Genomic DNA, 25,426 nt, shown 5'->3' with positions numbered 1-25,426 from the left:
CGGTCAGGCGTCCCAGTGTTGGCAATATAGCTCAGGGCTCTGCCGATGGGGGATTAGGCAGAGACGCAGGGACACTGTTTCTGAGGTTGAGTTGTAAGCCAAGCCCGCTCCGCCGGGGTGCAAATTACTTCTTCCAAATCAGGATCAAAGGGGTGTGTTGGGTTAGATATCGATACTGCGAACTACCTGATCATTAGCGACGACAGCTTTGCAGGTACCCTCATAATGAGTGATGGAGCCTACTAAGCCCGCAGGTCAGATTAAGCTGCGATCAGGGACCATCAGGACAGAGCTTTCATGGTGGCCGATCTCTGCCGTGGTTTGATGGGCCGCCGCACGACCTGCTTTATTTGGGACGGCACGATCTACAGCAGAGGCTTCTTTGGGAAATAACGCGCCTTCGGGCGCCTTGGGATCGGTGACACCGCTCCCAACATCGGGGTCGACCAAGCCACGTAATTCAGCGCGGATCAGATCAAGTTCTGTCACGCCTGCTTTTGACGTCGGGCGCGCATTTCCCGTCGGCGCGACATGGCGTCGCTGCGTTTTGCGGCCTTGTCGGATTGGACAGATCCTTCCGTTGTCGGGGTGGTTTCTGAAGTTGAACCGGTTCCAGCCGCGCCCTCTGTTTTTTCTTCGATCTTGGCAGCTAGTACACCCAACATTGGGAACCGGAAAATATCCGTGATGCTGAGACCCGGAACATTTAGCTCTTTCTTGATTTCCCGATGCGCCTGTACGGCCAGTAGTGAATGCCCGCCAAGGTCAAAGAAATTGTCGCGCGGGCCGATATCCTGAATGCCCAGAATCCGGGACCATATCGCGGCAACCTGTCGAACAGCCGTTCCACCCGATGCTGCTGCGGGTGCGGGGTCGGTGGTTTGCACCACCTGGGTCTGTGTGGTTGGAGCGGCCTTGCGGGGCCGAGGGGCTGGCAACGCCTTACGATCAATTTTCTTGTTGGGCGTCAGTGGAAAGCTGTCCAGCGTAACGAAATGTGCGGGGATCATGAATTCGGGCAGTTGTCCGGTCAGCGTATCCCGCAGCGCCCGTTCATTCAGGTCGCCATCCGCGATCAGATAGCCGACCAACTGGGTCAAGCCCGGAGTGTCTTCGCGGGCCATAACAACGGACTGGCGAATGCCTGATTGGGCATCCAGAACACTTTCGATCTCTCCCAATTCAATCCTGTATCCGCGCAGCTTGACCTGATGGTCCGCCCGCCCCAGGAAATCGAGTCGCCCGTCCGGACGCCAGCGCGCCAGATCTCCTGTCCGGTACATCCGAGCACCGGGTTGGTTGTTGAATGGGTCAGGCACAAAACGCTCGGCCGTTAAGTCTTCACGCTGCCAGTACCCACGGGCAACGCCAGCCCCGCCAATGTAAAGCTCACCCGCGACACCAGTGGGTAGTGGGTTTTGATCTTCGTCCAGAACATAAACCTGAGTATTGGCAATCGGTCGACCGATGTTGACCGTACCCAACACCGGAGTTGCAGTTTCAGTCGTCGACCAGATGGTGGTTTCGGTCGGCCCATACATGTTCTCAACATGTGCCGAGGTGATCTCGGCCAATTCCGAAACCAGTGAGCCGGGTAGCGCCTCGCCCCCGATCATCATGTGCTTGAGGCGCGCCATCGCCTGACGGGCCTCGTCATTCATAACCAGCATCTGCGCCATGCTGGGGGTACACTGCATATGCGTAACCTTGTGGCGATGAATTTGCGCTGCGATCGAGAAATCATCCTCGGCCGGTTCTGTATCCTGATTGGACAGGCGCAGAACTTCGGCCAGAGGTTTAAGCCCCTCAAGCACCTGATCCACCGGGACGCCATAGTCGATCAGACAGGCAATCTCATCCACGCCAATGCGCTTGAGCTCTTCGACGCGCGCCAAGCAGTCTTCGACCGTGCCAAAAAGACCCGAGTCTTCGAAATACCGCAGGAAGGCGAAATCAAGAATGCCCTCAAGTTCTTCTTCTTCAAGCGAGCCCAGGTCCAGTTCGAACGCATTGCTGACGCCCTCGGGTTTCTTGAAGGCGGGGAAGGCCCAGGCATATTGTTTGATCAATCCTGCAGCGGAGCGCAGGTAATCCTTCATCGGTTCGCGCGCCACTTCGCGTACCTCTTCACGATCCGCTCCGACGAATGTATGCAACATCAGGGTGACTGTGTGGTCCTTCGGGTCATGGCCTGCTTCGCGCAATGCGCTGTGGTAGAGACCGATTTTGTCAGCGACTTCATCGACGCTTTGTCCCAGAAGGTGGGTCAGGACATTTGCGCCGATGGCGCCAGCCTCTTTCCAGGTTGCCGGGTTGCCTGCTGTGGTGACCCATACTGGAAGCGTCTTCGAAACCGGCCGGGGCTGAGTGACAACAGCGTGCATTTCTCCGGACTTCTTTGGAAACTCGACGGGCTCTCCCTTCCAGAGTTTGCGCAGGATATCGATGGATTGCAGCATGGCTGGCTTGTTGTCCGGCGGGGTGTTTTCTGGGCGCAGAACGAAATCATCAGGTTGCCAGCCAGAAGCGATCGCCAGCGCCGCACGTCCGTTGGTCAGATTGTCGATGATGGCCCATTCCTCGGCGATCCGGGCCGGATGGTGCAGGGGGGCGACACAGGAGCCCGCGCGGACCGATAGGTTCTCGGTGACGGCTGCGACGGCTGCGCCAGTGACTGATGGGTTCGGATAGGGACCGCCAAAGGCGTGGAAGTGACGCTCGGGCGTCCAGACAGCGCAAAATCCGTGCTTGTCGGCGAATTTTGCCCCCTCTAGCAGGGATTTGTATTTATCGCGCCCGACGCCGTCATCATTACCCCAGTAATAGAGGCTGAAGTCCATGCCACGTCCGGTGCTTCCGCGCGCAGGGGTACTGTCGCCCGCCACAAGGGCGCGGTTATCATCATCGCTCAGAACAACCTTGAAACCGCGGGCCAGTGTCCAGAACAACTCCAGCACGGAAATATCGAAGGACAAGCTGGTGACTGCCATCCAGACACCTGCCGGGTCATGTGAAATACGCCCATCCATGCCGGTGAAGAAGTTCGATACATTGCGGTGTTCGATCATCACGCCCTTGGGTCGTCCGGTCGAACCTGACGTATAGATCACATAGGCCAGATCATCTGCCGTCACGGTGCTGTCGGGGTTGCTGTCAGCCGCAGCAGACAGGCGCGAATCCGCATCGATTGACAGTAGCTGCGCCCCGGATTCCGGCAAGTTCCGGGCGAGATCGGTCTCGGTGATGACAACGGGTGCGGCGCTATCCTGAAGATACAGCGCAGTGCGATCCGCCGGGTAAGAAGGGTCCATCGGCACATAGGCACCGCCAGCTTTGAGAATACCCAGAGCTGCGATCACAAGCTGCGGCGAGCGTTTGACATGCAACCCGACCAAAGTGCCGGGACCAACCCCCATATCCTGCAGAACATGCGCAACCCGGTTGGCCGCACGGTTCAAGGCATCGTAGCTAAAGCTTTGATCTTCGAAAGCCAGCGCAGTGGCGTCGGGCGTCCGGGCGACTTGGGTTTCAAAGTGCTGGTGAATGCAGGTCGTGTGATCATAGTCCGTGTCGGTCGCATTCCATTCCGTCAGGATTTTCACCCGCTCGGCTTCAGACATCAGGGATAGATCGCGGATGGGTTTTCCAACCGTCTCTGGGGTATCCAACTGTGCCATGATGGCCTCAAGCCGGGCGGCGATCAGGGCCAGCGCCTCGGCGCTGATATGGCCACTGTCGGCACAGAGCTGAATCTGACCCTCTACAAGCGACAGGGTCAGGCTGGTGCCGGGGATCAGCTCTGCGTTTGTATCCGTCAAGCCAAGCTGCGGCATAGCAAAATGATCATCTCTGGACCGGGACAGACGCGCGGGCAGGTCAATGGAAAACCCGCCACGTGCCCGGGCCGCAGTGATGTCCTGTGTCAGCCCGGCCTGAAGCTCTACCATGGTATTACCCGATGACACGGTGACTGGCACCCAGTCGCTGATATAGTCTGAGGCCGTTTCGGGCAGAGATAGAGCCAGATTCAGAGTATCACCTCCCCCTTGGCGCAGGAAAAGTGCGGCCAGCGCAGTGGCGGCTTTCTCGAATGTGGCGCTTCCATTTACGATATGTGTAATCACCGCAGATGCGGGCGCATTCCGCTCAATCAGTGGCAGATCGGAATGTTTCAGTGTTTCCAATGGTTTCCGCCAGTGAATATCTGCTTTGGCAGTGGGGGTGAGTGTGGCGGTAAGCTCGGCCCGGTCCGCGGCACTGAACAAGGGGAGCACATTGCAATCCGGGGCGATGTCTGCCGCCGTGATCCCTTTGCCAAAACAGTCTCTAAACTGGCTTAATCTGATGGCGTCCTGTCCGGTGGCGATGGTCAAGCTTTCCGCATCGCGGGCCAGAATTGTACCCGGTGCGGCCGGTTCCGATGATTGAACCTCGGCCTGGCCAACCAGATAGATCTGTTCTCCGGTGTCCAGCTTGGGGCAGGTCAGCGGGTTCCAGTAGTCTCCATGATCAAGGGCACGTACCAGTGTGGCAATCTGTGTGGCCGGGGCGCTGAAATCAATCTGTGCTCCGGCCCCGGGGCGCGCGTCACGGGCAAAATAACTGCGCTGGCTCAGGTCCTGAAAGTGTGGGTTGGGAACGCCCGCCTCAAGCGCTGCGATGACATCGGGAAAACTGTCCATCGCAGCGCCATAGCATTTGGTGTTGAGCGTCAATGCCGTGTCGTTTACGCCGATATCCACATGACGCTGGGTGATAATGTCGCCTTTATCCACTTCGCATGTGATCAAGTGCCAGCTGATGCCGTGCCGAACTTCTCCATTCAAAAGCGCCCAGACCGGCGCGTTCAGTCCGGCATAGCGAGGCAAGGGACCATCATGGAAATTGACCGCCCCTTTGTGGGCCTGATCCAGAAGCGTCTGCGGCAGAAGATCAAGATTGGCGATACTGAGCAGCCAGTCAAACTCGGTATCAGCGACCCGGTCAGCGAGGTCCGCACCCGGCGCGTGAACCGTCAGCGACTGGCCTTCAGCCCAATTCCGCACATCCGGATTTCGGGTTACAACACCTCGAATATTGTGACCGGCCTCAAGCAGCATTGTTCCGCATTGCACAAGTAAGGATTCATGGCCGATCAACAGGGTTGAAAAGGGCATATGTTACTCTCCAGGAATAGGATCAGGCCGATGTTCTCGCCTATTATTGGGCAGGCAAGCGTACAGGCCAGCCTTCAAATCGTGCCAAGCTAAAGTCGTTAGGAAGAAAGGCGGTACGTCGCGTTTCCTGCGGGTAATCAGACAGCGTAGCCAATGCAGAAAACCGCCGCTCAGATGAGCAAGGGTCGCCCCAACCGCATAAAGAGCACCGTGGTTTTTAGTGAAATAGTATAGACGCGAGTCGAACCAATACGTTGGCACTTGGCTCCAGGACTTCATGCCAGTCGATACCGAACCGATATGCATGACGCGACTGTCTCGCAAATAGTATGTCTGATACCCGGCTTTTGCAGCGCGGCGGCATAAATCTGTTTCTTCGAAATACAGAAAGAAGGTCTCGTCAAACAAACCAATTTCATCAAGGAGGCTTTGACGCATCATCAGACTTGCCCCAGCTAGCCAATCGACTGGGCGACTGTGATCGGGGATTGGAATTGGAACAACACGATGCGCCAGAATCCGGCTAACCGGCCCAAAGCGGATTGCGCTTTCAAATTCACTGGCGATCGACGGAAAGCGGAAACTGGTCAGATGCGGATCATCATCTTCGCCGTGAATATAGCTGCCGGCAAAACCAGTTTGTGGGTTGGTATCGAGATGATCACGCAGGATACGGATGGCCTCTTTTTCGGGAAAAGCGTCAGAGTTCAGCACATAAATGTAATCAGGTGCATGCCCATTGCTGAGCTTGGCGCGAATACCAACGTTGTTGCCTGCTCCATAACCACCATTGTGCTCGGATTGCAGTACTCTGACCCTGTTGTTTTTATTCCAACCTTGCGAGGCGGCATGTGCACACATCCGCTCAAATGACCCGTCTTGTGAATTATTGTCGACAAGGATGATTTCGCCTTCGACACCTTCCATTGCCTTGAGGGCTGCTTCGGCTGAGCGCAGGCTCATCTCGGCAGTCTTATAATTCAGAATAATGGTAAGGACGGCAGAACCGGACATTGTTATTCAGCCGCCTCCTGCCGGAGTTGTCGAAGAGGGGTAGAGAGTGCGGATTTGTCTGCGGCTTCCAGACTGCGCCGCATCCGAGCCGCGAGTACTCGTACATTGGGCTCCAACACCATGGAGTCATGATCTCCGGGGACTTCATGTATCTCAAGTTTAGGAGCCCATTCGGTCCAGTCATTATCAGGGCTCAGGTAGTCGCGATCGTCATTGACCAGACGGTCTGGCGCGACCTGCCATTTACCAACAAGTGGCGGGCGGAACAGAGTCAGCGGCCCATCCCAAGGTTTGAGCGGGTAATTGGCGATACTTTCCAAAAACGCAGCTTCAATGGCGGTATCGTGGAAATTTTGACCTGCTGTCGTGGTATCGTCTTCAAGGCGACGCTGTCGTTTCTCGACCTCCCAGGCGATACGGTTTTTTAGCCAAGTTATCGGGTAAGATAACCCCTTCTTCTTCAGCTCAAGCCACTGGATCACCGCTCGATCCCGCGTACTCAACGCCCGGGGGACCGGCAAAGGTGTATCCAGCATGATCAACGCCAGAACTTCCTCACCTGCTTCCGTTAACTGGCGGGCAATCTCGTAAGCGGTAATACCACCGCCGGAAAACCCGCCCAACATATAGGGGCCATGTGGCTGAACCTGACGCATTTCGGCGATATAATCACATGCCGCTTCGCACAGATCACGGTGGGGCTCCTCGTCGCCGTAAAGGCCGCGGGCCTGCAGTCCATAGAAGGGTCGGTCGGATCCGATCAGATGGGCCAGATGGCGCAAGTTGAGCACATTGCCAAACATGCCCGCCACCAGGAAGAAGGGTGTCTTCGATCCACCTTCGCCCGAATGCATCGGCACCAGATGCGTAAAGCGACGTGTAGGTGCGACTGGTGCATTTGCTGGGGTCACTTCCGCAGTGCCCTCGGTGGGGACACCACGTGCGGCGATCAATTCGGCACATTTGCGAATAGTAGGCGCCTCGAACAGCACTGAAATAGGGAAGTCCACATTGTAGGTTTTCCGAATCTGCGCAAAAAGCCGGACGGCGATCAGGGAATGCCCTCCAAGGTCGAAGAAACTGTCCTCGACCCCGATCTGATCAACCCCCAGCAGCTCCTGCCAGAACCCGGCCAATCGACGTTCAATATCATTGTCCGGCGCCACATATTCCCCGTCGAGGTCTGGGCGCTGGAATTTCTGCTCGCTGTCACCGGTGGACGCGCCCGTCTCTGCGGCCTGTTCAATCAGTCCGTTCAGGTCCAATGATGAGAGAATGACCTGCGATTGGTTCAACCTTAGTGCGCGGAAGAAGAGGTCAGCGCCTTCTGTCGAGGAAATACCTTGCGACAAGTTATGACGCAGGCGCTCTTCGGCAGGCGACAGAGGTTGTGCAAGTTCCACATCACCCGTACTCGCGGTGTTTGGTGCTTCACTATGGGCAAAGTCGGCAACGGATTCTATTCGCCGAATGGTGAAGCCTTCGACTTCGACACAGACACTGCCATCAGGCAGGGCAATTATGACATCGAAACTGGCCGTTTCGCCGTCAGCCTGATTGTCACCAGCGCTGCGCACCCAGCTCACGATTTGTGGCCCAAGCGGGTGGTGCACTTTCACCGAGCGATACGAAACGGGCACCCACAGATGGGTAGGTTGATAGCCTTCGATCAACTCCATCGCCCATCCCGTCGCCAAATCCATCAAGCCGGGGTGCAGATCATAGCCTGCGGTCAGATCGTCAGTTAGGCTTCCACGCAGGCTGAGATGGGCGATCCCTTCCTCGGCTCCAAGTGCTGTTTGGGTCAGAACCTGCCAGCGTGGGCCGAACTTCAAATGTGCTTCTTGTGCAGCTGTCAGGCGCGCATTTTCTTCGGCTTTGTACTGCGGAGCGCATCGGGCGATGATAGCAGCAATATCAAGAGGTTCTGGGTTCTCCAGCGGCAAGAGCGACAGGCTGGCCTGCGCGTTCATCTCAAAGCTCGATCCCCCTTCAGGTGCGCTCTGTATCACCAGATCATAGCCCATATCGCTGCGTGGCAGGCGCAGTTGCACTTGTTGCCCGGCATCATCGTCAACAGCCAGCGGACGCAGAAAATAAAGGTCGCGAATTTCGAACGGGCCGGTTTCGCCTTGGGCGCGCAGGGCTTCGGAGGCAAGCTCCAGATAGCCTGTGCCCGGCACCAGCGCCTGACCCGCCTTGGTACGGTGATCATCAAGGAACCAGCGCTCCGCCACTTCATACTCTGCGGTAAAAACCCGATTTCCGGACCGGTCAAAAGTGGCGTTGTCCAACATGGGTTGGTCAATCGGTTCAACCGGCGCTTCTTCGGGCCCGATACGCGTTTCCATGGCGTCCGCGGCCATGCCCACATCGGACCAGATGCCCCAGTTTACAGCCAACACCTGTGTTTGGTCTTCCGAGCGCGCGCGCGCATAGGCGTTGAGATACTCATTTGCGGCCACATAATCTATCTGCCCAATGGGCGCGGTTGCCGTCGAGGTCGAGGAAAACAGAACCAGCCAGTCAAGCGCCCCGTCAGGAAATACCTGATCAAGCACCTGTGTGCCGTGAATCTTGGGGGTAAAGACGTCTTCAATCTCCATCATGGACTTGGTCATAATGGGCGCGTCATCGATCAAGCCAGCGGCATGAATGACACCATGGATTTCTCCGAACTCTTGCGCGCTGCGCGCAATGATGCGCTGCATGTCTTCGACATTGCTGACGTCCCCAGCAATCGGCAGGACCTTCCCACCAGCGGCTTCAAGTGTCTGGATGGCGCGGATGTTCCGGACGGTTCGGTCCTGCGGAGCATTCTGATGCAGTATTTGTTCCCAGCTGTCACGCGCAGGCAGAGGGCTACGGGCCATAAGAACGATGTTGGCTCCGGTTTTGCGGATCAGAGCTTCGGACAACGTGAGCCCAATACCTCCGAACCCACCGGTGATCAGATAAGTGCCCCCGTTGCGCAGAGGTAAATCTGCAATGTCAGGCTCAGGCAGAGGCTGCGACCGGTACCCCTGTACATAGCGTTTGCCGCCGCGAATGGCCGCCGTCAGCGTGGCAGGTTCTGCCAGCAGATCCTCAAGCACCTGACCCACCATGTCGCCGGGCAGCGCCGGGCGGCGGCGTTTGCCTTCGGCTTGAGGCAGATCGATATCGAGCAGGGCACATGTCAGGCCGGGAAACTCGCGCGGGATCACCCGCGTAGGACCTGTCAGCGTGGCTTTTTCCGGGTGCGGTAAATCTTCATCCCGAACCTGTAATGCGCCCGAGCTCAGCACATGCATGTGCAGCGGCATTGGTAGGTCTTCTTCGCCAATCGCCTGCGCCAGGAAAAAGAGACTGTAAAAGCCTTGCTCCAGATTGCGATGGAAGAAACTGCTGCCAGGGCGGAAACTTTCACGGTCTGTCAGGGACCAGCCATGCACGATACGTGTGGGCAGGCGGCTCTGATCCGACAAATCCCTGAGCAGCATGTCATAGCCTTCGCGCCCCCGCTCCGGGGCAAGACAGTAGTGATCTTCATGGATGCGCGCAAAACCGTCGCCAGGAACCACCGTGGTGACGGCATGGCCAGCACCACGCAGGCGCTCAGCCAATTGACGACACAGCCCCGCTTCATCTTCAAAGACAAGCCAGCTTTCTGGTGGCACATCTTCCAGGCCCTGCGCCACGTCGATATCGCAAGCAGCATAGGTAGGGGTCCAGCTGACACGATACCCCCAGCCAGCGGGATCATCGCTGCGCATCAACCATTGAGTTTCAGCATCTGACTGGGCTTTGCCCGGCTCAATGAAATAAGGCGCGCGTTGGAAGGCGTAGCTGGGCAACACGACGCGATTGCGGCGCGCCTCGCCCCAATACTGGCCCCAGTCAAAATCTCCGCCCAACGCCCAGACCCGACCCAGCATCGCCAGGAAATATGCGTCATCAGCGATGTCATCCTTTGGATGGCGCAAGCTGCCGATAACTTGGTTGGCGTCAACCTTGTCATGCTGACCCGTCAACGAGGCCAGCGCTTTGCCCGGACCAACCTCGATGAAAATCCGTTCGGGGTTTTCTGCCAGTGTGGTGATGCAATCGGCGAAATGAACAGTGTTTCTGAGATGCCCAACCCAGTATTCTGGATCAGTTGCTTCCTCGGTTGTGATCCAGGTGCCGCTCCGGTTCGACGGAAAAGGAATTTGCGGAGCGTTCAGGGTGATACTGCGCAGGTAGTCCCCGAAATCCTGCAGGATCGGCTCTAACATGCGGGAATGGGCGGCGATGTCGATCTGGATACGTTGACAGTCGATGTCCTGCGCCTGCAATCGGTCTGCAAGCGCGTCAAGCGCGGCCTGAGGCCCGGTTGCAATACTCAAACCCGGAGCGTTCACCGCGCCCAAATCCAGATCATCCCCCAGCAGCGGGCGCAACTCATCTGCAGGCAGCGGTACGCTCAGCATGCCACCTGCGGGCACAGTATCAAAAAGCTGGCCGCGCAGATGTACAAGGCCGATGCAGTCTTCAAAGGACATGACACCGGCCACACAAGCAGCGGTGTTTTCCCCCATGGAATGACCGACAAGCGCGGCTGGTTCCACACCCCAACTGATCCAGAGCTGCGCCAGCGCATATTCCGTGATCATGATCAGCGGTAATTGCACCGACGGCGTGGTCAGGCGCGCGTCGGCCTCGGCTTCCTGTCCGGGTTCCGGCAGCCACAATGAACGGATGTCATAATCGATCTTGGGCTGCAAAATCTCCAATCCGCGATCCATCCAATCGGCAAAAACAGGCTCTGTTTCATAGAGATCGCGCGCCATGCCGGCATATTGTGCGCCGCCCCCGGGGAACATGAAGACATGATCGGGATTGTCGGAGATGACGGAATGCGTAAAGACCCGGCGAGGGTCGCCGCCTTCCAGAAGCGCCGCGGCTTCCTCATGGCTTTCAGCAGCAATCACACGGCGTTTTTCAAATCCCTGGCGGCCTTCTTTGAGGGTCCATGCAATATCAGCCAGATCTTCATCCTGATGCCGACGCAAATGTGCGGCCAGTGCAGCTGAATTGCCCTCAAGCGCCTTTTTGCTGTGCGCAGAAATAGTTAACAACTGGAACGGCCAATCTGATGACTCAGATGCGGCCCGTGCGGGTGCTTCCTCCAGCACCACATGAGCATTGGTACCTCCAACACCCAGCGAGTTCACTCCGGCGCGTCGTGGCCCTTTGTGAGATGCCCATGGGGTCAACTGATCATTGACGCGAAACGGGCTGTCTTCGAAATCGATCGCCGGATTGGGTTTTTCATAGCCCAGGCTTGGTGGGATTTCCTGATGATACAGGGCCAAGGATGCCTTGATCAGACTCGCCACACCGGCGGCTGTATCCAGATGGCCAATATTGGTTTTCACCGATCCAAGCTTGCAAAAACCCGTCTCATCGGTGGTGTCAGAAAAGGCCTGTGTCAGCGCAGCCACCTCGATCGGGTCACCAAGATATGTACCAGTGCCGTGGCATTCCACATAGTCGAGCGTATCTGCCGTAACATCGGCCATGACATGGGCTTCCGATATGGCGGCGGCCTGTCCTTCGACGGAAGGAGCCAGATACCCGGCCTTGTCAGCACCATCATTGTTGATCGCCGTGCCCCTGATCACACCCCAGATGTGATCGCCATCGGCAATTGCATCTGACAAGCGGCGAAGGATAACGGCCCCCGCCCCCGATCCAAAAACCGTCCCCTGCGCCCGATGATCAAAGGCATGGCAATGACCATCCGGCGACAGGACCTCACCTTCTTTGTAGATATAGCCGCGATTTTGCGGCAGCTCGATGGTGACACCCCCGGCAATCGCCATATCACACTCACCGGTCAACAGCGCTTGCGTAGCATAATGTGTTGCCACCAGTGAGGTTGAACAGGCCGTTTGCACATTCACGCTGGGCCCCTTGAGATCAAGAATATGGCTCAGCCGCGTCGAGAGGAAATCCTTGTCATTGCCGGTATGACGCAACAGGAACATGCCCACGTCGTCCACAAGGTCAGCATTCGAGCAAATGTTGAAATAAAAATAGCTGCCCATACCACAACCGGCGAAGACCCCAATCGGACCTGAAAAGCTCTCGGGTGTATGGCCGGCATTTTCCAGAGCCTCCCAGGACACCTCAAGGAATTGGCGATGCTGCGGATCCATGATGGCAGCTTCCTTGGGGGAGAGGCCAAAAAACTCGGCATCAAAACCCTCAAACCCCTCCAGAGGGGCGGCAAAAGGCACATAATCCGGTCGGTTTAGCAAATGCGGAGCTTCACCCGCTGCGCGTAGATCGTCTTCGCTAAGATGGCGGATGGATTCAATGCCGTCCCGCAGGTTGTGCCAATACTCTTCAACCGAGGCCGCCCCAGGTAAATGCGCGGCCATGCCAACAATGGCAATATCGTTTTCCCGAACGGAACTACTCACTTAAATACACCTATGACTGAACCGCATTGATCTTATGCAGTGCGAACAATGTTGCCAAACAAATCTGGCATTTTAAACACTATACAAATTTTGTGAGGATTTTTATCCCAACAGAATGAGACACATTTTTCATAAGCTAAAGGAACTCTCCAGAAAATGCCTTGGTTTGCGCGACCATAAGACGCGTGAAATCTGTTTAACTCAACGATAGACTGTCTGCAAAATGGATACAGAAAGTCGCTTTAGGGTAGTTTTGTTGCGTTATTGTCTGATGTCAGACGCAGGTTAGCAACTCTATTTCTCAAGCGGTCTGAGCGGACCATTTTTGTCTAGATTTGACGAGAACGTAACGGGCGCAACTCTTCTCTATCTCTTGGCAGATGCTGCAGAATCTTTTTCAGTCCTCCGTGGCGTTGAAGTCTTGATCGACCGTTATCTGGCCTAGACGGTATGTTACCGATAATATTCCTGATCGAGTAATAGAAGAAACATTACAACACGAAACGACCACACAGTGCTCTGGGCTACCGCCCTCCGGTCTCAGCATCCATCATCCAGATGGACCAAACGCCAGTCGTGCACTAACAATCAAATTGGACCACTAAAGTGGGGCTGATCAGGTCAAAACAGCTTCTTTGAAATCCAGACACTCAGCCAATATGCAAAGAAAGACTAAGTAACATGAGTACTAAGAAACTGCGAGTGCTGGTTATTGCTGAAGCCGCAAACCCTGAGTGGGTGAGTGTCCCCCTTGTTGGATGGTCGCTGTACAACGCACTACGAGAAGTTGCGGATGTTCACCTAGTGACGCAAATACGAAATCGCGAAGCAATAGCGCGGGCGGGGCTACAAGAAGGCACCGATTTCACCGCATTAGATTCCGAGGCACTAGCACGGCCCATGTGGAAAATCGCCAGTGTTTTGCGCATGGGAGAGGGAAAGGGATGGACCACCGAGGCGGCGATTAGTGCCATCGCTTATCCCTATTTCGAAAAACTCGTCTGGAGAAAGTTCGGCAGCCGCATTCGGGAAGGATACTATGACATTGTCCATCGTATTACACCCCTTTCACCAACCGCCCCAAGTTCTTTGGCAAAACGATGTTTAAGGGCAGGCGTCCCATTTGTGCTAGGGCCACTGAACGGGGGCGTGCCTTGGCCTGACGGATTTGATGCAGAGCGAAGACGAGAACGTGAGTGGCTATCTTATGTGCGAGGAGCCTATAAACTCCTGCCCGGAAGAACTGCAACATTGGCTTCGGCAAGTGCTATTTTGACGGGATCAAGATACACTGAAAGCGAGATCCCAAAACAATTTCAAACAAAGTGCATTTATATTCCTGAAAACGCTGTCGATATGACGCGCTTTAACCAAGTCGCTTCTCATTCTGGCAATTTACCTTTGCGCGCATGCTTCATTGGGCGCCTCGTACCGTACAAAGGCCCTGACATGTTAATAGAGGCCGCTGCCCCATTTCTTGCTGACGGACGAATGACACTAGATATCATCGGTGATGGCCCGATGATGCCTGATTTGATAGCGACCACTCAAAACCTTGGAGTTACAAGTTCAGTATTTTTTCATGGCTGGGTTGAACACAAGGATGTCCAAGAAACCGCGAGCAAATGCCAGTTATTAACTTTTCCAAGCATCCGCGAATTTGGCGGAGGTGTGGTATTGGAAGCAATGGCAATGGGACTTGTGCCAGTTATAGTAGACTATGCTGGACCGGGCGAACTGGTAATTTCTGGCACGGGCTACAAGGTCCAGATAGGATCTCGCGACGAGATAATCGAGCGGTTTCGAGATGAGTTGGAGAGCATTTTAAACAAATTGGATGAACTAGTGGAAGTATCAGACGTTATTAGAGAATACGTGAGAAACCACTTTACCTGGCAAGCCAAGGCACAACAGATAAGCGACGTGTACGATTGGGTTACCAAACGCTCAATCGAGAAACCCACCCCATTTCCCGTAAAATCACCCATTGTTGAGCAAAAGATGAAGAAACCTCACTTTTCTTCTTAAAGACTAATTCTCAAGTGTTGGACATCCTATCCAGTTATTCGGCTACTGGCAGAGAACCCTCTAAATGGTTAGGCAGGATCTTCCGAAAAGCACCTGTTTCATCTCCTTCCCAACTTTGGGTGACATAGTCGCGCGCGGCATAAAACGACACTCCAGCGTCGCAAAAAAGATCGTAGGTCGCACGGAATCTTTCGGTCTGGGAAATTTGATCAGAGGCCGCATCTAGATACCCGGAAAGCGGCACCCATTCGGACGGGCACGTGCTGTCGGATGGAAAAATCGGCAACACATCTGGCGGACTCTCCCAAAACACGTTGCTGTTGAACCCATGCTGATTGGGCACGTCTGATCGGTAACCATCATCGGGCGCATGGGCCATTTTCGTCCAGTTCAATCCGAGTAAATCCAGGACTTCGTGATCGTAGGTCATGCGAATGGCACCAGCGGCGAACACACCTATGGAAGGTGTGCCCGGAAGTGCGTTCAGCTTGTCTCCAAGCACACGTCCCGCATCCGCGATCGCAAATTCTATGATCATACTGCCTTTTGTTTGCACAAAACGGGCTCCAGCCACCAAGGCAGTCACGACGAATGGTACAATCAGCAAGGTTGAAATCTGCCACTGCGGCCGATCTGTGGGGACCCAGCTCGCCAACCCAGCCACAATGATGGGCAAAGCCAGCGGCAGAAAATACAGAAACTGCCGATGTGATCCGAAGTGGTCTCCGCCAAGTACGGTATAGACCATTACACCGCCTACGATCAGATAGACCGAAAGCCAGAAGGCCCCCCTTTGCGCCCAGCCCCCACGTGACAGCACCATCGCACCAGACAGACAGAAACTGACGAACAACAAGACATTCTGCGGTTCTTGTAAGTAAGACAACACATAGCGCGCGCCGAGTTCAGCTTGCGCCAGAAGATCAGTCGAGGTTTTGGCATAGAAGGTGTTGGGAACCGGATAACCAAAATAACTCAGCCGCCACGCTGTGGCGGCGGCAAAACTCCCCGCGCCTGCCAATCCGATCACAAGCCCGGTCAACAGACCTGGCACAGCAAAAAATAGCCAGCGCAATACGTAAAACCCCGCAAGCGCCATGGTCAGTGCGATCCCTTCAGGTCGCGTCACAGGCAACAGCGCGGCCAGCACCGCTACCCCCAAAACTAGATTACCGCGCGGCCCTGCCCTGTCGATCCGGCATAAGAGCCAAACCATCACTGCGATCACCATGACCCACAGCGTGACATCCATCAGCGACCAGATCATCCAGCCGAAAAACGCCGGGAAGGCCAGAAAGGCCGCCCCGGTCAGAAGCGCGGGGATCGGCCCACTTTCAGCTGTCAACTCCCGGGTGATCCGCATGGCGCTAAAGAGTGTAACCCAGGCAAACACGGCGCTAAGCGCTGCCAGGCCTATTTCAGGCGTGCTTGAGATCCAGAAGGCCACTGCGTTGATCAGAGTCCAGATAAGCGAGGTTGAGCCTTCGACCCGCTCGCCGCCGATATTGTAGACATAGCCATGCCCCGCCGCGAGGTTGCGACCATAAACCTGCGTGATGTTGGCATCGTCAATGCCAACCGTCGGCATCAGAACCCAATATGCCAGAGCGGCACCTAGCATGGTGATCAGAAGCGCCACCAGCGCCGTCAGTCCATGATCCGAACGTGAAGAATAGGCCATATGTCAATGCTCGAGCAAAAGTTCGATATCCTTTGAAATCTCTGCATCCGTCAGAATGCTCAAATCGGGATGGGTCGGGAAATTGATCAGCCGCTCGTAAATGGCACTGACCTGTGGCAGCGGTGCAAGCGGCGGGTACTGCCGGGCGATATCCACACCAAGCTTCAGGGTGGCAAGACGTGCATGATCAATCGGACGTGGCAACAATACAGGTATGCTGTTGGTGACCGGGGCTCCATCCGTTGGCAAAAGCGATGCGGCGCCCGCGTCCGTGAAGAGGGCGGCAATGCGGGTACGCTGTTCGAGATAACCGGGTTTCCACTTAGCGACGTTTGCAAGCCGCGCAATCAGAAACGCACATGAGATGTCAGAGATTTTGCCATTGTTTAGCCAGTATTCTGGCGCCTCTGGTATCCGGTCGTAGTTGATCAGCAGGCGCAGAAACTGGGCCGCCGAAGCTGGCGATAGCACCATCCCCCCTTCACCCAATCCATAGGGTTTCGTGTGGTGCAGGCTGAAAACCTGCCACGGCCAAGGCGGAATGTTGCGCGCCATCCCTGCAGCGTTGTCTATGATGAGCTGCTTGCCAGTTTGCTTGGCAAAAGCGATGAAACGGTCAAAATCTCGTACCAGACCAAAAGGGTTGGTAACGATAATGCCATCATAGCTGTCGGCCTCCAGCGTCAGGATATCGTCGAGGTCCATGACGCCCTGTTCGTCGCAATCGACGAAAGACATGTCCGAGAAATATCCTCGCCCGAGGTTCTTGAAGCTGAAGGCAGACCCAACCCACCTCAGTTTCGGCACTCCTGTGTCAGCCGCCAAGGCTCGTGCAGCCATCTCCAGCGCGATCCCAGCATTGGCACAAGGCGTCAGCGTCAGTTCAGGACCCAGCGACATATGCGTGGAGTAATCGGCGACCAACTGGTCATAAAGAGGTCCAAAGTTGGCCCATTGGTTCATGGCCGAACAGGTTTCCAACAAGCTGGCGACCAAAGGTATGTCTGGATTCTTCGCCTCAACGAATTTCACAGCTAAGTGTGTCGTGGTGAATTTTCGGGCTTTTTTTTCAGCCTTTTCCATCCCAATTCCCTTGAGGGTATTGCTATAATTTAGCCGCTCTTCAATTGTACGTGCATCTCGAGGAATCTGCTTCAAAGCCTTTCCAATAAGCGTTTCAAACTATCCGGTTCAACTTGAAATCCGTTGTCGACCGGGTCTCCGACAAGGAAAGCGTAAGACAGGCCCATCCTGTCAGTAAACTCTTTATATACCATCGAAAAACGATCTGGTGGCTGTATGATCAAAAAGGCACCACCATCGGCAACGGAAAAAAGCGCGTGGGCGATATGGCTGCCTTCGACACCAGCAACGACACGAGCCCCCATAGACAGTCGGGTAATTTCCTCCCCATCCATTTGGTCAGGGTCGATGATCACGAAGCCCTCGGCCTTCAGTTCTTGGGCAATTTCAGCCTCATTAATCAATTCACGACGCTCGCCACCGCGCCCACGCAGGATATAAACGCCCCGTCGGTCCGGAAGAGGTCCATCAGCACACACAAACCGACGCGCCCGCGCCCGCAGCTCCTGATACCTCGCTGCCCGGAATGCATTTTGTCCGACATCTGAGTAAACGGTCAGATTCCTGACACGGCCACGCATAACCACAGGCGGTGCAGCCATACCGAAGACCTTACGATATCCCTCTTCGTGCCAGCGGGGTAACGCGCATAAGGTGATTGGATGATCATTCGGCCCGGGCAACAACTCCATGGGCAGGTTGTCCCACATGAAATGACCGAAATGCTCACTTCCGACCCTGCAGGTCACAAGTTGTGCACTGTCCAACTCCTGCCATTCTCTCTGGGGCTTCCCAAACAATCTGTCGTTGCCCGCCCCATAGCGCCCCCGCAATGCACCCTTATAAAGATACGCGCCTGAAACCAGTACATCTGACATCTCGTAAGACAAGGTCGGCCCGTGGTCCATTGGCGCGCCCTTGATCAAAACCTGTTCGATATCCCAGCTGCGCCAAGGAGCAATCCTTTGCACTTTTTCCAGGTCTACTTCCGAATACACCGCAGGCTGGCTTGAGGAGCGCTCACCTGGGGCCAGTTCGTGAACACGATCTGCCCTACTCAGAAAGTCGCCCCCGCGCCCCCGTGCCAAGCGCGCGGCCATCCAACGCATTTTGATAGTGTCGATCACCACAAAAGAATCCTCTCTGGTTGGGAAGCCGGCACTTTACAACTGTACAGACAAGGCTTGGCAAGGTCATCAAACATACAGCGATCAGGCAAGGCTCAGTCTTTGAAAAAGTGGATCGCGAGCGGATGACGTTTTAATCAAGGATTTGATCTTTTCACTCTATGAGGAAAGAGCACCGTGGTCCGCGTCTGGTGATACCAAATTGCGTTTCATCATAAATTTCGGAGCTTATGCCGTTATTTTTGCCTTCTGGCCAGAAGGTTTTCGAAAACAGATTTCCCTCTCGCTAATTCATCCCTATTCAAAAACGGGGGAGAACAGATGTTGCAAACCCAGGGCTGTGGTTATGGTTACGTGGTTGTTGTCGTGATATGCGGCTCTTCCATCCTTCATCGCTGAACAAATGTCGCCCGTACAAAACTCCGGCCAGGTTTCCAGAAGTGTGACATTCGGGCGACGCAGCACGGGTTCGAGCGCTCGATTAGTGTTGTACATTCGTTGTTTCAAATCTTTGCTTTGAACCAGTGTACGGGCCATAAGTTCGCTGTCATCCATGCCACGTAGCGCCGCATCGCGTGCCAAAAAATATGATAGATAGTTTGAAATTTCTGGCGGATGTTCCAATACGAACACCCTGTCAGATTTATTCTCCAGTTCATCAACGGTAAAATGAAGAGCCTTTGCAAAAAGTTGTGGCTGATCATCCCCAGAAAGCCCGCCAATTGATGGAAACAACTTGGTCGTTGTTCCTTCATCCAAGCCGACGCCCTTACCCTCAACATGATAGGCCCAGCGACTCACTAAAAGCACCGCCTTCAAATCCGGCAATTCTTCCAAGCCTTGCTGAAGAGACGTATTTGCGGTTTCGCATTTCCTGTCTTCTAATTCTGGCTGAAAGCTCTCGTCCTTTCCAATCCCGAACACAGGTGCGCAGCCAAGTTGCCAAACAACCAATGTAGGCACGCCAGCCGATCTTGCGGCAGCCTCTATACCAGCCGACAAAGCAACAAGGTGGCTGTCTCCCCAAATCAATACTTCAGGGTCACCTTCTGGGCCGATGTGGCAAACTGTGCTGCCCGGAAAGGCGTAGCTCTCGGAAAGACGGCAGGTCGGTGTATCCCATCTGAAGTCCTGTGAAGCTTCAATGTGGGTACGTACATCGTGGGGGAAGCGTTCGACTATCCCATCCCCAAGATAGATCACCGCGCCACCGCCTAGGGTGATTATCGAGGCTCCGGCAGCGCCTCCCAAAAGCGCCTGAGGTTTCAGATTGCCAAAACGAACAGGTTTTTCAATGAACCGTAAGGACGCCCAAGCCAATATCACAGAGACGCCGATCAACATCACTCGTACCAGCAGGCTCAATTCCTCACCCGAATAGTATTGGGCCAGCACGATCACCGGCCAGTGCCAAAGGTAGAGGGAATAGGAAATCAACCCGATGAAGACGAGCACCGGATGGTTCAATGCCCAATTGACGGGATTGTCATGTTTACCGTTTCCGATGATCAGAACTGCGCCCAGAACCGGCGCAAGGGGCCAGATCCCCGGGAAACTCTCGTCCGACGGGATCAGCGTCACGGACCCAACAATCAGCAGTAAGCCGATCCAGCTGACAAGCGGATGTATGGACCATCGCCAGCCATAGCGATGCCCAAAGATCGCCAGACAAACACCAGCAAGAAGCTCCCAGGCCCGGAAGGGGAACAGATAGAAAGCCGCGGGCTGAGACAGGGAGGTGAAGCCAATACATGCCACCAATGACACCAGCCCAAGACTAATCAGGATAGCTGGCAGCCATTTTTGGGCACGTCGTAAAAGCAAAAGAAAAAGCGGCAATATGATGTAAAACTGCTCTTCGACCGCCAGTGACCACGTATGTAACAAAAGTTTCTCGTCCGCTGCGGTGTCGAAATATCCCGCAGACAGGTAGAAATAAACGTTGGACAAATAGACCGTAGAAGAGATCAACTCTTTGCCCAGCTCTTGAAACTCGAACGGCAGAAGGACAAACCAGCCGACCACAAGGCAACTGATCGCCATCGTGAAATAGGCTGGTGCCAGTCGCCGTATCCGGCGGAGAAAAAACTGGTCCCATCGGATTCCACCCGTCTGGGTGAGTTCCGACCAAAGCAACCCGCCAATCAGAAAACCGGAGATGACAAAGAAGATATCAACGCCAACAAACCCGCCACCCAGACCGGGGAGCGAAAAATGGAAAAACACAACCGGCAGGATCGCCAAGGCGCGCAAGCCATCGATTTCACGTCTGTAGTCAGATGATGAGACCGTCATCCTTTGTCCCTAGAAGTACTCAATAATCAAATTTACCGATACACCCAACCTTTCGACACAAGATAAACCCAAGCCGCGTTCGTCTGTTATCAGAGCTTTTCAGAACACGTCGGTGATTTCGTACAGTACGATCTGGTTCGGTTTCAGTTTAGGCGACGGCAAATCAGGGCTGCAAGCGTTGTTTTTAGGGTGTCTTTTTCTTGATCTCCTTCCATTTTTAAACTCTGCACAGTTCTGCCGTCGCAGACATCAGCGGGTGTTCGACTGGTGATGTTCTCACTGTGTCGATGAATTGCCTGCAGAAGTCCCTGAGACGACCATAACGAGCATTCGCAACACCGGATGCGCTTTGATATGCGGGCTGAAGTGATCAAATGTTCTCAACACAGAACAGTGTCTATTAGGCGCTTTGGATTTTGAACGACCGTCGCACAATTGCAGCAAGAGCGTCACGGGATCATTATTCTTGCTCCAGCGGCAAAAAAATGTCTCATCCTCTGCGGCCTTCAGCGTGGCCGCCGCTAAACATTTGGCCTAAAACCAAATCCGGCACTGGTTCTTTTGGGGTGTTTCGTAATACTAGCGGCGCAATTTGAGCGGTTATTTTGTATGCAGGCCAAAGATCTATACTACGACTATCTTGCACGAAGGCATTTCGGCTCGCTTGACGGGCTCAGGTGTCTTTGCATCGGCGCAGTACTGTGGCACCACAGCCCGCTCTTTGATCCGGGTCAGGAACCTTTACGCCTGTTGGATCGCGGCTTCCTTGGTGTGGACCTGTTCTTCGTGCTCAGTGGGTTCTTGATTACGACGCTTCTACTGCGCGAAGAGGCCCGTAAGGGGCAATTTTCTATTGCGGGCTTCTACTGGCGTCGGGCGCTGCGGATCCTGCCGGTCTATTTCCTGATCGTGACAGCCTTATCGATCTATTACATCGCGTTGAAAGGCGAGACCCAATATGTGCCGTTGGTCAAGTTCTACTATTTTTTTATGGCCAATTTCCTGACCGAAGAAATCCCGCTTCTAGCACCAACCTGGTCACTTTCGGTCGAGGAACAATACTACCTGCTCTGGCCGCTGGTCCTGCTTTTGACCCTGCATATGCGCCATATCCGCGGCTGGCTTTTGGCGGCGGCCATCGTATTTTGTGCCTATGCCCAACAATGGGGGATGTGGCCAGGCCCGCTGCGTACCGAGAACGCGGTCTGGGCACTACCGGGGGGAGCTTATGAGGCCATCTTGTTGGGCTCATTTCTGGCTGTATTGTTGAATAATCGTCGTGGCTACATGGTACTGTCACGCGGCCTTGGTGGTCGATGGAGCGCGCTGATCTGGCTCGGTGTCTTGATAGTTGCTCTGGAATTTCTACCCGTAAACCTGACAGGTTGGCCACAGCTTGTTGTGCATCTGATCATGGCGCTCCTGCTGGGGTCTTTGGTCGTGCGGGAGGACAACGCATTGTCCCCTGTTCTGTCACTACCACCCGTCGCGCGGGTAGGTGCGATCAGTTACGGCGTCTACCTGTATCATCTGATCGGGTTGGATTTCACAACCCGCGGCCTGGCATTTCTGGGCGTCTCCGCGGGTGATCCAAGCTGGTCGCTTCTGGTCACTCTGGCTTATATTCCGATCTCCATCGCAATCGCTGAAATAAGCTTCAGAACCTATGAAAACTACTTCCTGTCATTCAAGCGCCGAAAGCCATTCCTCGGCCTGCTACAGAAGCCCTGATTTCTGTAGAAAAAGGGCGGTAGAGGAATGCTCAACCGCCCTGAGGATCTGAGTGGCCGGTTCAGCCAATCATATAGACCAATTCGGCTTCGTTATAGATTTCCGTCGGCAGGGTATCGGAATGCGGATCATGACCATCTGTCAAGGCCGCCCAAAGGGCAGCGCCATGGTCGTCCATATCACCCTCTTCACCAACATAGGACATATTCACGGAGCCCGAGCCCTCTGTCACCGACAGGGTGATCGTATCATTGGTGTAATCGACCACCAGATCGGCGTCATGGTTGCCTGCCAAACCATTGAAATACACGTCGGAGAACTCCCCGATTATCTCATCGACGGACAACAGCTCATATGTGCCGACGGAAAGGCCAGAGAGGTCCAGATCAAGCGTACCCAGACCAAGGTTCGCGCCCGAAGCGACGTCCGGGTCGTCACCGAAGGCACCTGAGCGGAACTCCCCGATCCCGCCGATGTCGCCATCCTCGGCCGAGAAGGCCAACGTACCATCTTCGGCAAGGCGCAGCACGGCGGTGTCGCCTGTTTCTCCATCGAAACCGACCTTGGCATCGTTGCCTTCAACATGAAGGATCGCACCAGCCTCGACATCGTAATTGGCACCATCTGTGGCCAAAATCGCCTGACCATCCGTGACGGTGGTCTGGGCACTCCCGCTCATATCACCGGTATTGACGAAACGGCCGCCGTCGACATTGAGCACGAGTGTATCGTCGTCGCCATAGCCATTCATCCACAATTGGCCGACATTGGAGACCTGAATCGTGCCGCCATCTTCGCCGACCGTGGTGTCGCCAGTGACAGTCAGCTTGCCATTACCAACGGTCAACGTACCGCCGTCGCCCAACTCGAGGTTCGCAATGACAGTTGTGCCACCGTAACTGACCCAATTGCCGCCCAGATCGACACTGTCGCCGGCAACGCTGCCAGGCAGGTCTTCGGTCGTCCAGTTGAGCCTGTTGTCCCAGCGGATACCATCCCCCAGATCGCTGGGCACGAACCGCACGGTTTCAGCGATGACGCGCTCCTCGACGGCCAAGCCAAAGCCGGTCTGGAAGAAGTCAATGATCAGGTCGGCGTCCACATAGTGATCAAGTTCGCCGTCGGCCTGAGCCCGCAGAAACGCCACCAGATCCGGAATATCTGCATTCGGATCGCCCAGAAGTTGCTGGGTGAAATTCTGAATCGTGGTCGCGTTAAGAATGTCCGTGTTGAGACCATCAATATTCTGGTCTGGTTGCTCTTCTCTTGAACCATCCCAGTTATATACGATGGTGTCGTCATAGAAAGGGTTCTGGGTGTGACCAACAGCATAGCCTGCCCATTCCTTATAAGCTATCTCTTCCGGATTGTCGGGGTTGGCCAAGTGCGCGATGATATTGTCTATCATCGTTGTGTCCAGACCGTTGTTGTGTATCCCTATAGATGGCGCGCCAGTATGTTCTGCCACGTGATAGCCTGCCGAGGTCACGACGTTGTCTGCAAAAAGTGTATAATTGCCAATGTAGCCCGAACCGTTCCAATTGCCCCCGGCAAAGTTGCCTGCCGCGTTGCTGTTTGCGAGGACGTTGTCCTCGATGAAGCCGCCTGAGCGGATCATCATCGCATTGTTTGCCGCATTCATCACAATGTTGTCGCGGAATGTGACATCCAAGTTGTTGTAGTCAATGTAGACACCGTGACTGAACACACTCGGAGGTTGGCCACCAGAGGTCGACAAATTCGGGTCATAGTCTGGAGCAAACCCATTTTGATCAAACAGAGTATTCTGGATGAGCAGACCATCAGTATTGCTCATTAGAATTCCCGTCGCGCCCTCATAGCCAGTCCAAGACCCGCCCTCCAATGGTGACGTAAGATAAACATCTGTGACTGTTGAGTTATTCAGGGTAAATCCAACGGCACCGTCAACCAGCAGAGTATTGCTGTTGAAATCCACATTGTCGAACAACAGGTGAGATCCAGTTAGAGATTGGACCCCACCGGTCACCTCCAGATCGGAGAAGACAATATAGTCGCTTTGTTCGGCAATGATCGAGATGTTGTCATGAAGGGTTGGGCGGTCTCCGTCACCATAAGCGGTAATATGGATCGGATGCAGGGGGCTCTCACCTTGAGTGCCCCATTCGATGATGCTACCCAGCCCATCATACTCATATCCGCGCTCAAACAGGAGCCAGTGCGAGGACGGCTCGGAGCCGGAACCCGTGATCTGACGCCACAGCATCATCCCGGCCTGACTGTCCAGCGCCATACCTTCACTGCCGCCGTATTCAGGATTGTTGACAAGCCATTGCGCCGTAATCTGGTCAGCACGCAGCCCCTCAATGGCGGCGATATCCGAGATGCTCAGCGCATCATTGCTGCCCGAAACATAGACCTCACGGTGATTGTCACCATGCTCGACAACGACATTCCCGTTCTCATCCTGCTCGAGCATGTAGAAGTCACCTTTTCCCCAGCCATCGCCCTGCGTGGTCGGCTGCACGTTCACAGTGCTACCATGCACTTCGGTGGCACCGCCTGCATAAGTGACTTCATAGGTAAAGTTTATCTGACCCGAAAACTCCTGCTCGTGGCTCATCACCAGCGCCAGTGTATTGTCCGGGTTCACGGTCAGGTTCCCGTGATCCGGGCCTTCCAGAATAGAAATACTTTCAACGGATTCGCTATTTTCCACCTGTAGCGTTGTCACTCGACCGCCGGCCACGGAAAAGGCCGAATCCACGTCTACGGGTGGGATTCCGCCACCATCCGAGTTGTCATCCTGATCACCTGGTGTCGGATCACCTGGTGTCGGATCAACAGGATCATCCTCAACGGGATCTTCGTTCACCGGCGTCT

11 protein-coding genes and 1 pseudogene are annotated in these 25,426 nt (G+C 54.8%); 3 read left to right on the top strand and 9 right to left on the bottom strand.

Annotated features, from left to right (window positions below):
• Positions 1–255: 255 nt before the first annotated feature.
• From ACR0A1_RS19930 to ACR0A1_RS19915, 4 genes are read right to left on the bottom strand one after another with little or no spacing between them, the layout of a single operon-like run.
• A complete protein-coding gene (locus ACR0A1_RS19930) occupies positions 256–489 on the bottom strand; it encodes a hypothetical protein (protein WP_170399617.1) in 234 nt (77 codons plus the stop codon).
• The gene (locus ACR0A1_RS19925) at positions 486–5,156 is read right to left on the bottom strand and encodes a MupA/Atu3671 family FMN-dependent luciferase-like monooxygenase (RefSeq protein WP_480868980.1); all 4,671 of its coding nucleotides are present in this window, start codon (positions 5,154–5,156) and stop codon (positions 486–488) included. Before ACR0A1_RS19925 ends, ACR0A1_RS19930 begins: the two co-directional genes overlap by 4 nt.
• 3 nt (positions 5,157–5,159) lie before the next feature.
• Positions 5,160–6,170, bottom strand: coding sequence for a glycosyltransferase family 2 protein (locus ACR0A1_RS19920; protein ID WP_480868978.1), 1,011 nt, complete (start codon positions 6,168–6,170; stop codon positions 5,160–5,162).
• A 2-nt stretch (positions 6,171–6,172) separates the two neighbouring features.
• Positions 6,173–12,619 carry a type I polyketide synthase gene (locus tag ACR0A1_RS19915; RefSeq protein WP_480563005.1) on the bottom strand — a complete coding sequence of 2,149 codons (6,447 nt, stop codon included), beginning with the start codon at positions 12,617–12,619 and terminating at the stop codon, positions 6,173–6,175.
• A 486-nt stretch (positions 12,620–13,105) separates the two neighbouring features.
• Between ACR0A1_RS19915 and ACR0A1_RS19910 the strand changes: the two are divergent.
• Both ACR0A1_RS19910 and ACR0A1_RS19905 read left to right on the top strand, forming a co-directional pair.
• Positions 13,106–13,204, top strand: a pseudogene (locus tag ACR0A1_RS19910) (integrase core domain-containing protein); the annotation flags it as partial.
• 96 nt (positions 13,205–13,300) lie between these two features.
• Positions 13,301–14,647, top strand: coding sequence for a glycosyltransferase family 4 protein (locus ACR0A1_RS19905; protein WP_480868976.1), 1,347 nt, complete (start codon positions 13,301–13,303; stop codon positions 14,645–14,647).
• Positions 14,648–14,681: 34 nt separating this feature from the next.
• Here the strand turns inward: ACR0A1_RS19905 and ACR0A1_RS19900 are convergent, their stop codons facing one another.
• The 4 genes from ACR0A1_RS19900 to ACR0A1_RS19885 all read right to left on the bottom strand — a co-directional run bounded on the left by ACR0A1_RS19900 (position 14,682) and on the right by ACR0A1_RS19885 (position 20,833).
• Positions 14,682–16,328 carry a hypothetical protein gene (locus ACR0A1_RS19900; protein WP_480868974.1) on the bottom strand — a complete coding sequence of 549 codons (1,647 nt, stop codon included), beginning with the start codon at positions 16,326–16,328 and terminating at the stop codon, positions 14,682–14,684.
• 3 nt (positions 16,329–16,331) lie between these two features.
• Positions 16,332–17,411 carry a DegT/DnrJ/EryC1/StrS family aminotransferase gene (locus ACR0A1_RS19895; protein ID WP_170567817.1) on the bottom strand — a complete coding sequence of 360 codons (1,080 nt, stop codon included), beginning with the start codon at positions 17,409–17,411 and terminating at the stop codon, positions 16,332–16,334.
• A 71-nt stretch (positions 17,412–17,482) separates the two neighbouring features.
• Positions 17,483–18,538, bottom strand: a complete 1,056-nt coding sequence (locus ACR0A1_RS19890; RefSeq protein ID WP_223118735.1) for a glycosyltransferase 61 family protein — start codon at positions 18,536–18,538, stop codon at positions 17,483–17,485.
• A gap of 297 nt (positions 18,539–18,835) precedes the next feature.
• Positions 18,836–20,833, bottom strand: a complete 1,998-nt coding sequence (locus ACR0A1_RS19885) for an acyltransferase family protein (protein WP_170399640.1) — start codon at positions 20,831–20,833, stop codon at positions 18,836–18,838.
• A gap of 609 nt (positions 20,834–21,442) precedes the next feature.
• Between ACR0A1_RS19885 and ACR0A1_RS19880 the strand changes: the two genes are divergently transcribed.
• Positions 21,443–22,564, top strand: coding sequence for an acyltransferase family protein (locus tag ACR0A1_RS19880; RefSeq protein ID WP_480868971.1), 1,122 nt, complete (start codon positions 21,443–21,445; stop codon positions 22,562–22,564).
• A gap of 61 nt (positions 22,565–22,625) precedes the next feature.
• Here ACR0A1_RS19880 and ACR0A1_RS19875 read toward each other — a convergent pair.
• Positions 22,626–25,426: right-handed parallel beta-helix repeat-containing protein (locus ACR0A1_RS19875; RefSeq protein WP_480868969.1), on the bottom strand; the 2,801-nt coding region annotated here is incomplete at its 5' end.

It is taken from the genome of Ruegeria sp. D6, assembly GCF_056534365.1.
The sequence above is the reverse complement of the archived record's forward strand: the minus strand, read 5'-3'. Positions and strand labels throughout refer to the sequence as shown.

Bases quoted from the DNA above. Each gene is read 5' to 3' on its own strand.
- ACR0A1_RS19880 (WP_480868971.1), top strand. From the start codon at position 21,443: ATGCAGGCCAAAGATCTATACTACGACTATCTTGCACGAAGGCATTTC.
- ACR0A1_RS19895 (WP_170567817.1), bottom strand. From the start codon at position 17,411: ATGGAAAAGGCTGAAAAAAAAGCCCGAAAATTCACCACGACACACTTA.
- ACR0A1_RS19900 (WP_480868974.1), bottom strand. From the start codon at position 16,328: ATGGCCTATTCTTCACGTTCGGATCATGGACTGACGGCGCTGGTGGCG.
- ACR0A1_RS19920 (WP_480868978.1), bottom strand. From the start codon at position 6,170: ATGTCCGGTTCTGCCGTCCTTACCATTATTCTGAATTATAAGACTGCC.
- ACR0A1_RS19925 (WP_480868980.1), bottom strand. From the start codon at position 5,156: ATGCCCTTTTCAACCCTGTTGATCGGCCATGAATCCTTACTTGTGCAA.
- ACR0A1_RS19885 (WP_170399640.1), bottom strand. From the start codon at position 20,833: ATGACGGTCTCATCATCTGACTACAGACGTGAAATCGATGGCTTGCGC.
- ACR0A1_RS19905 (WP_480868976.1), top strand. From the start codon at position 13,301: ATGAGTACTAAGAAACTGCGAGTGCTGGTTATTGCTGAAGCCGCAAAC.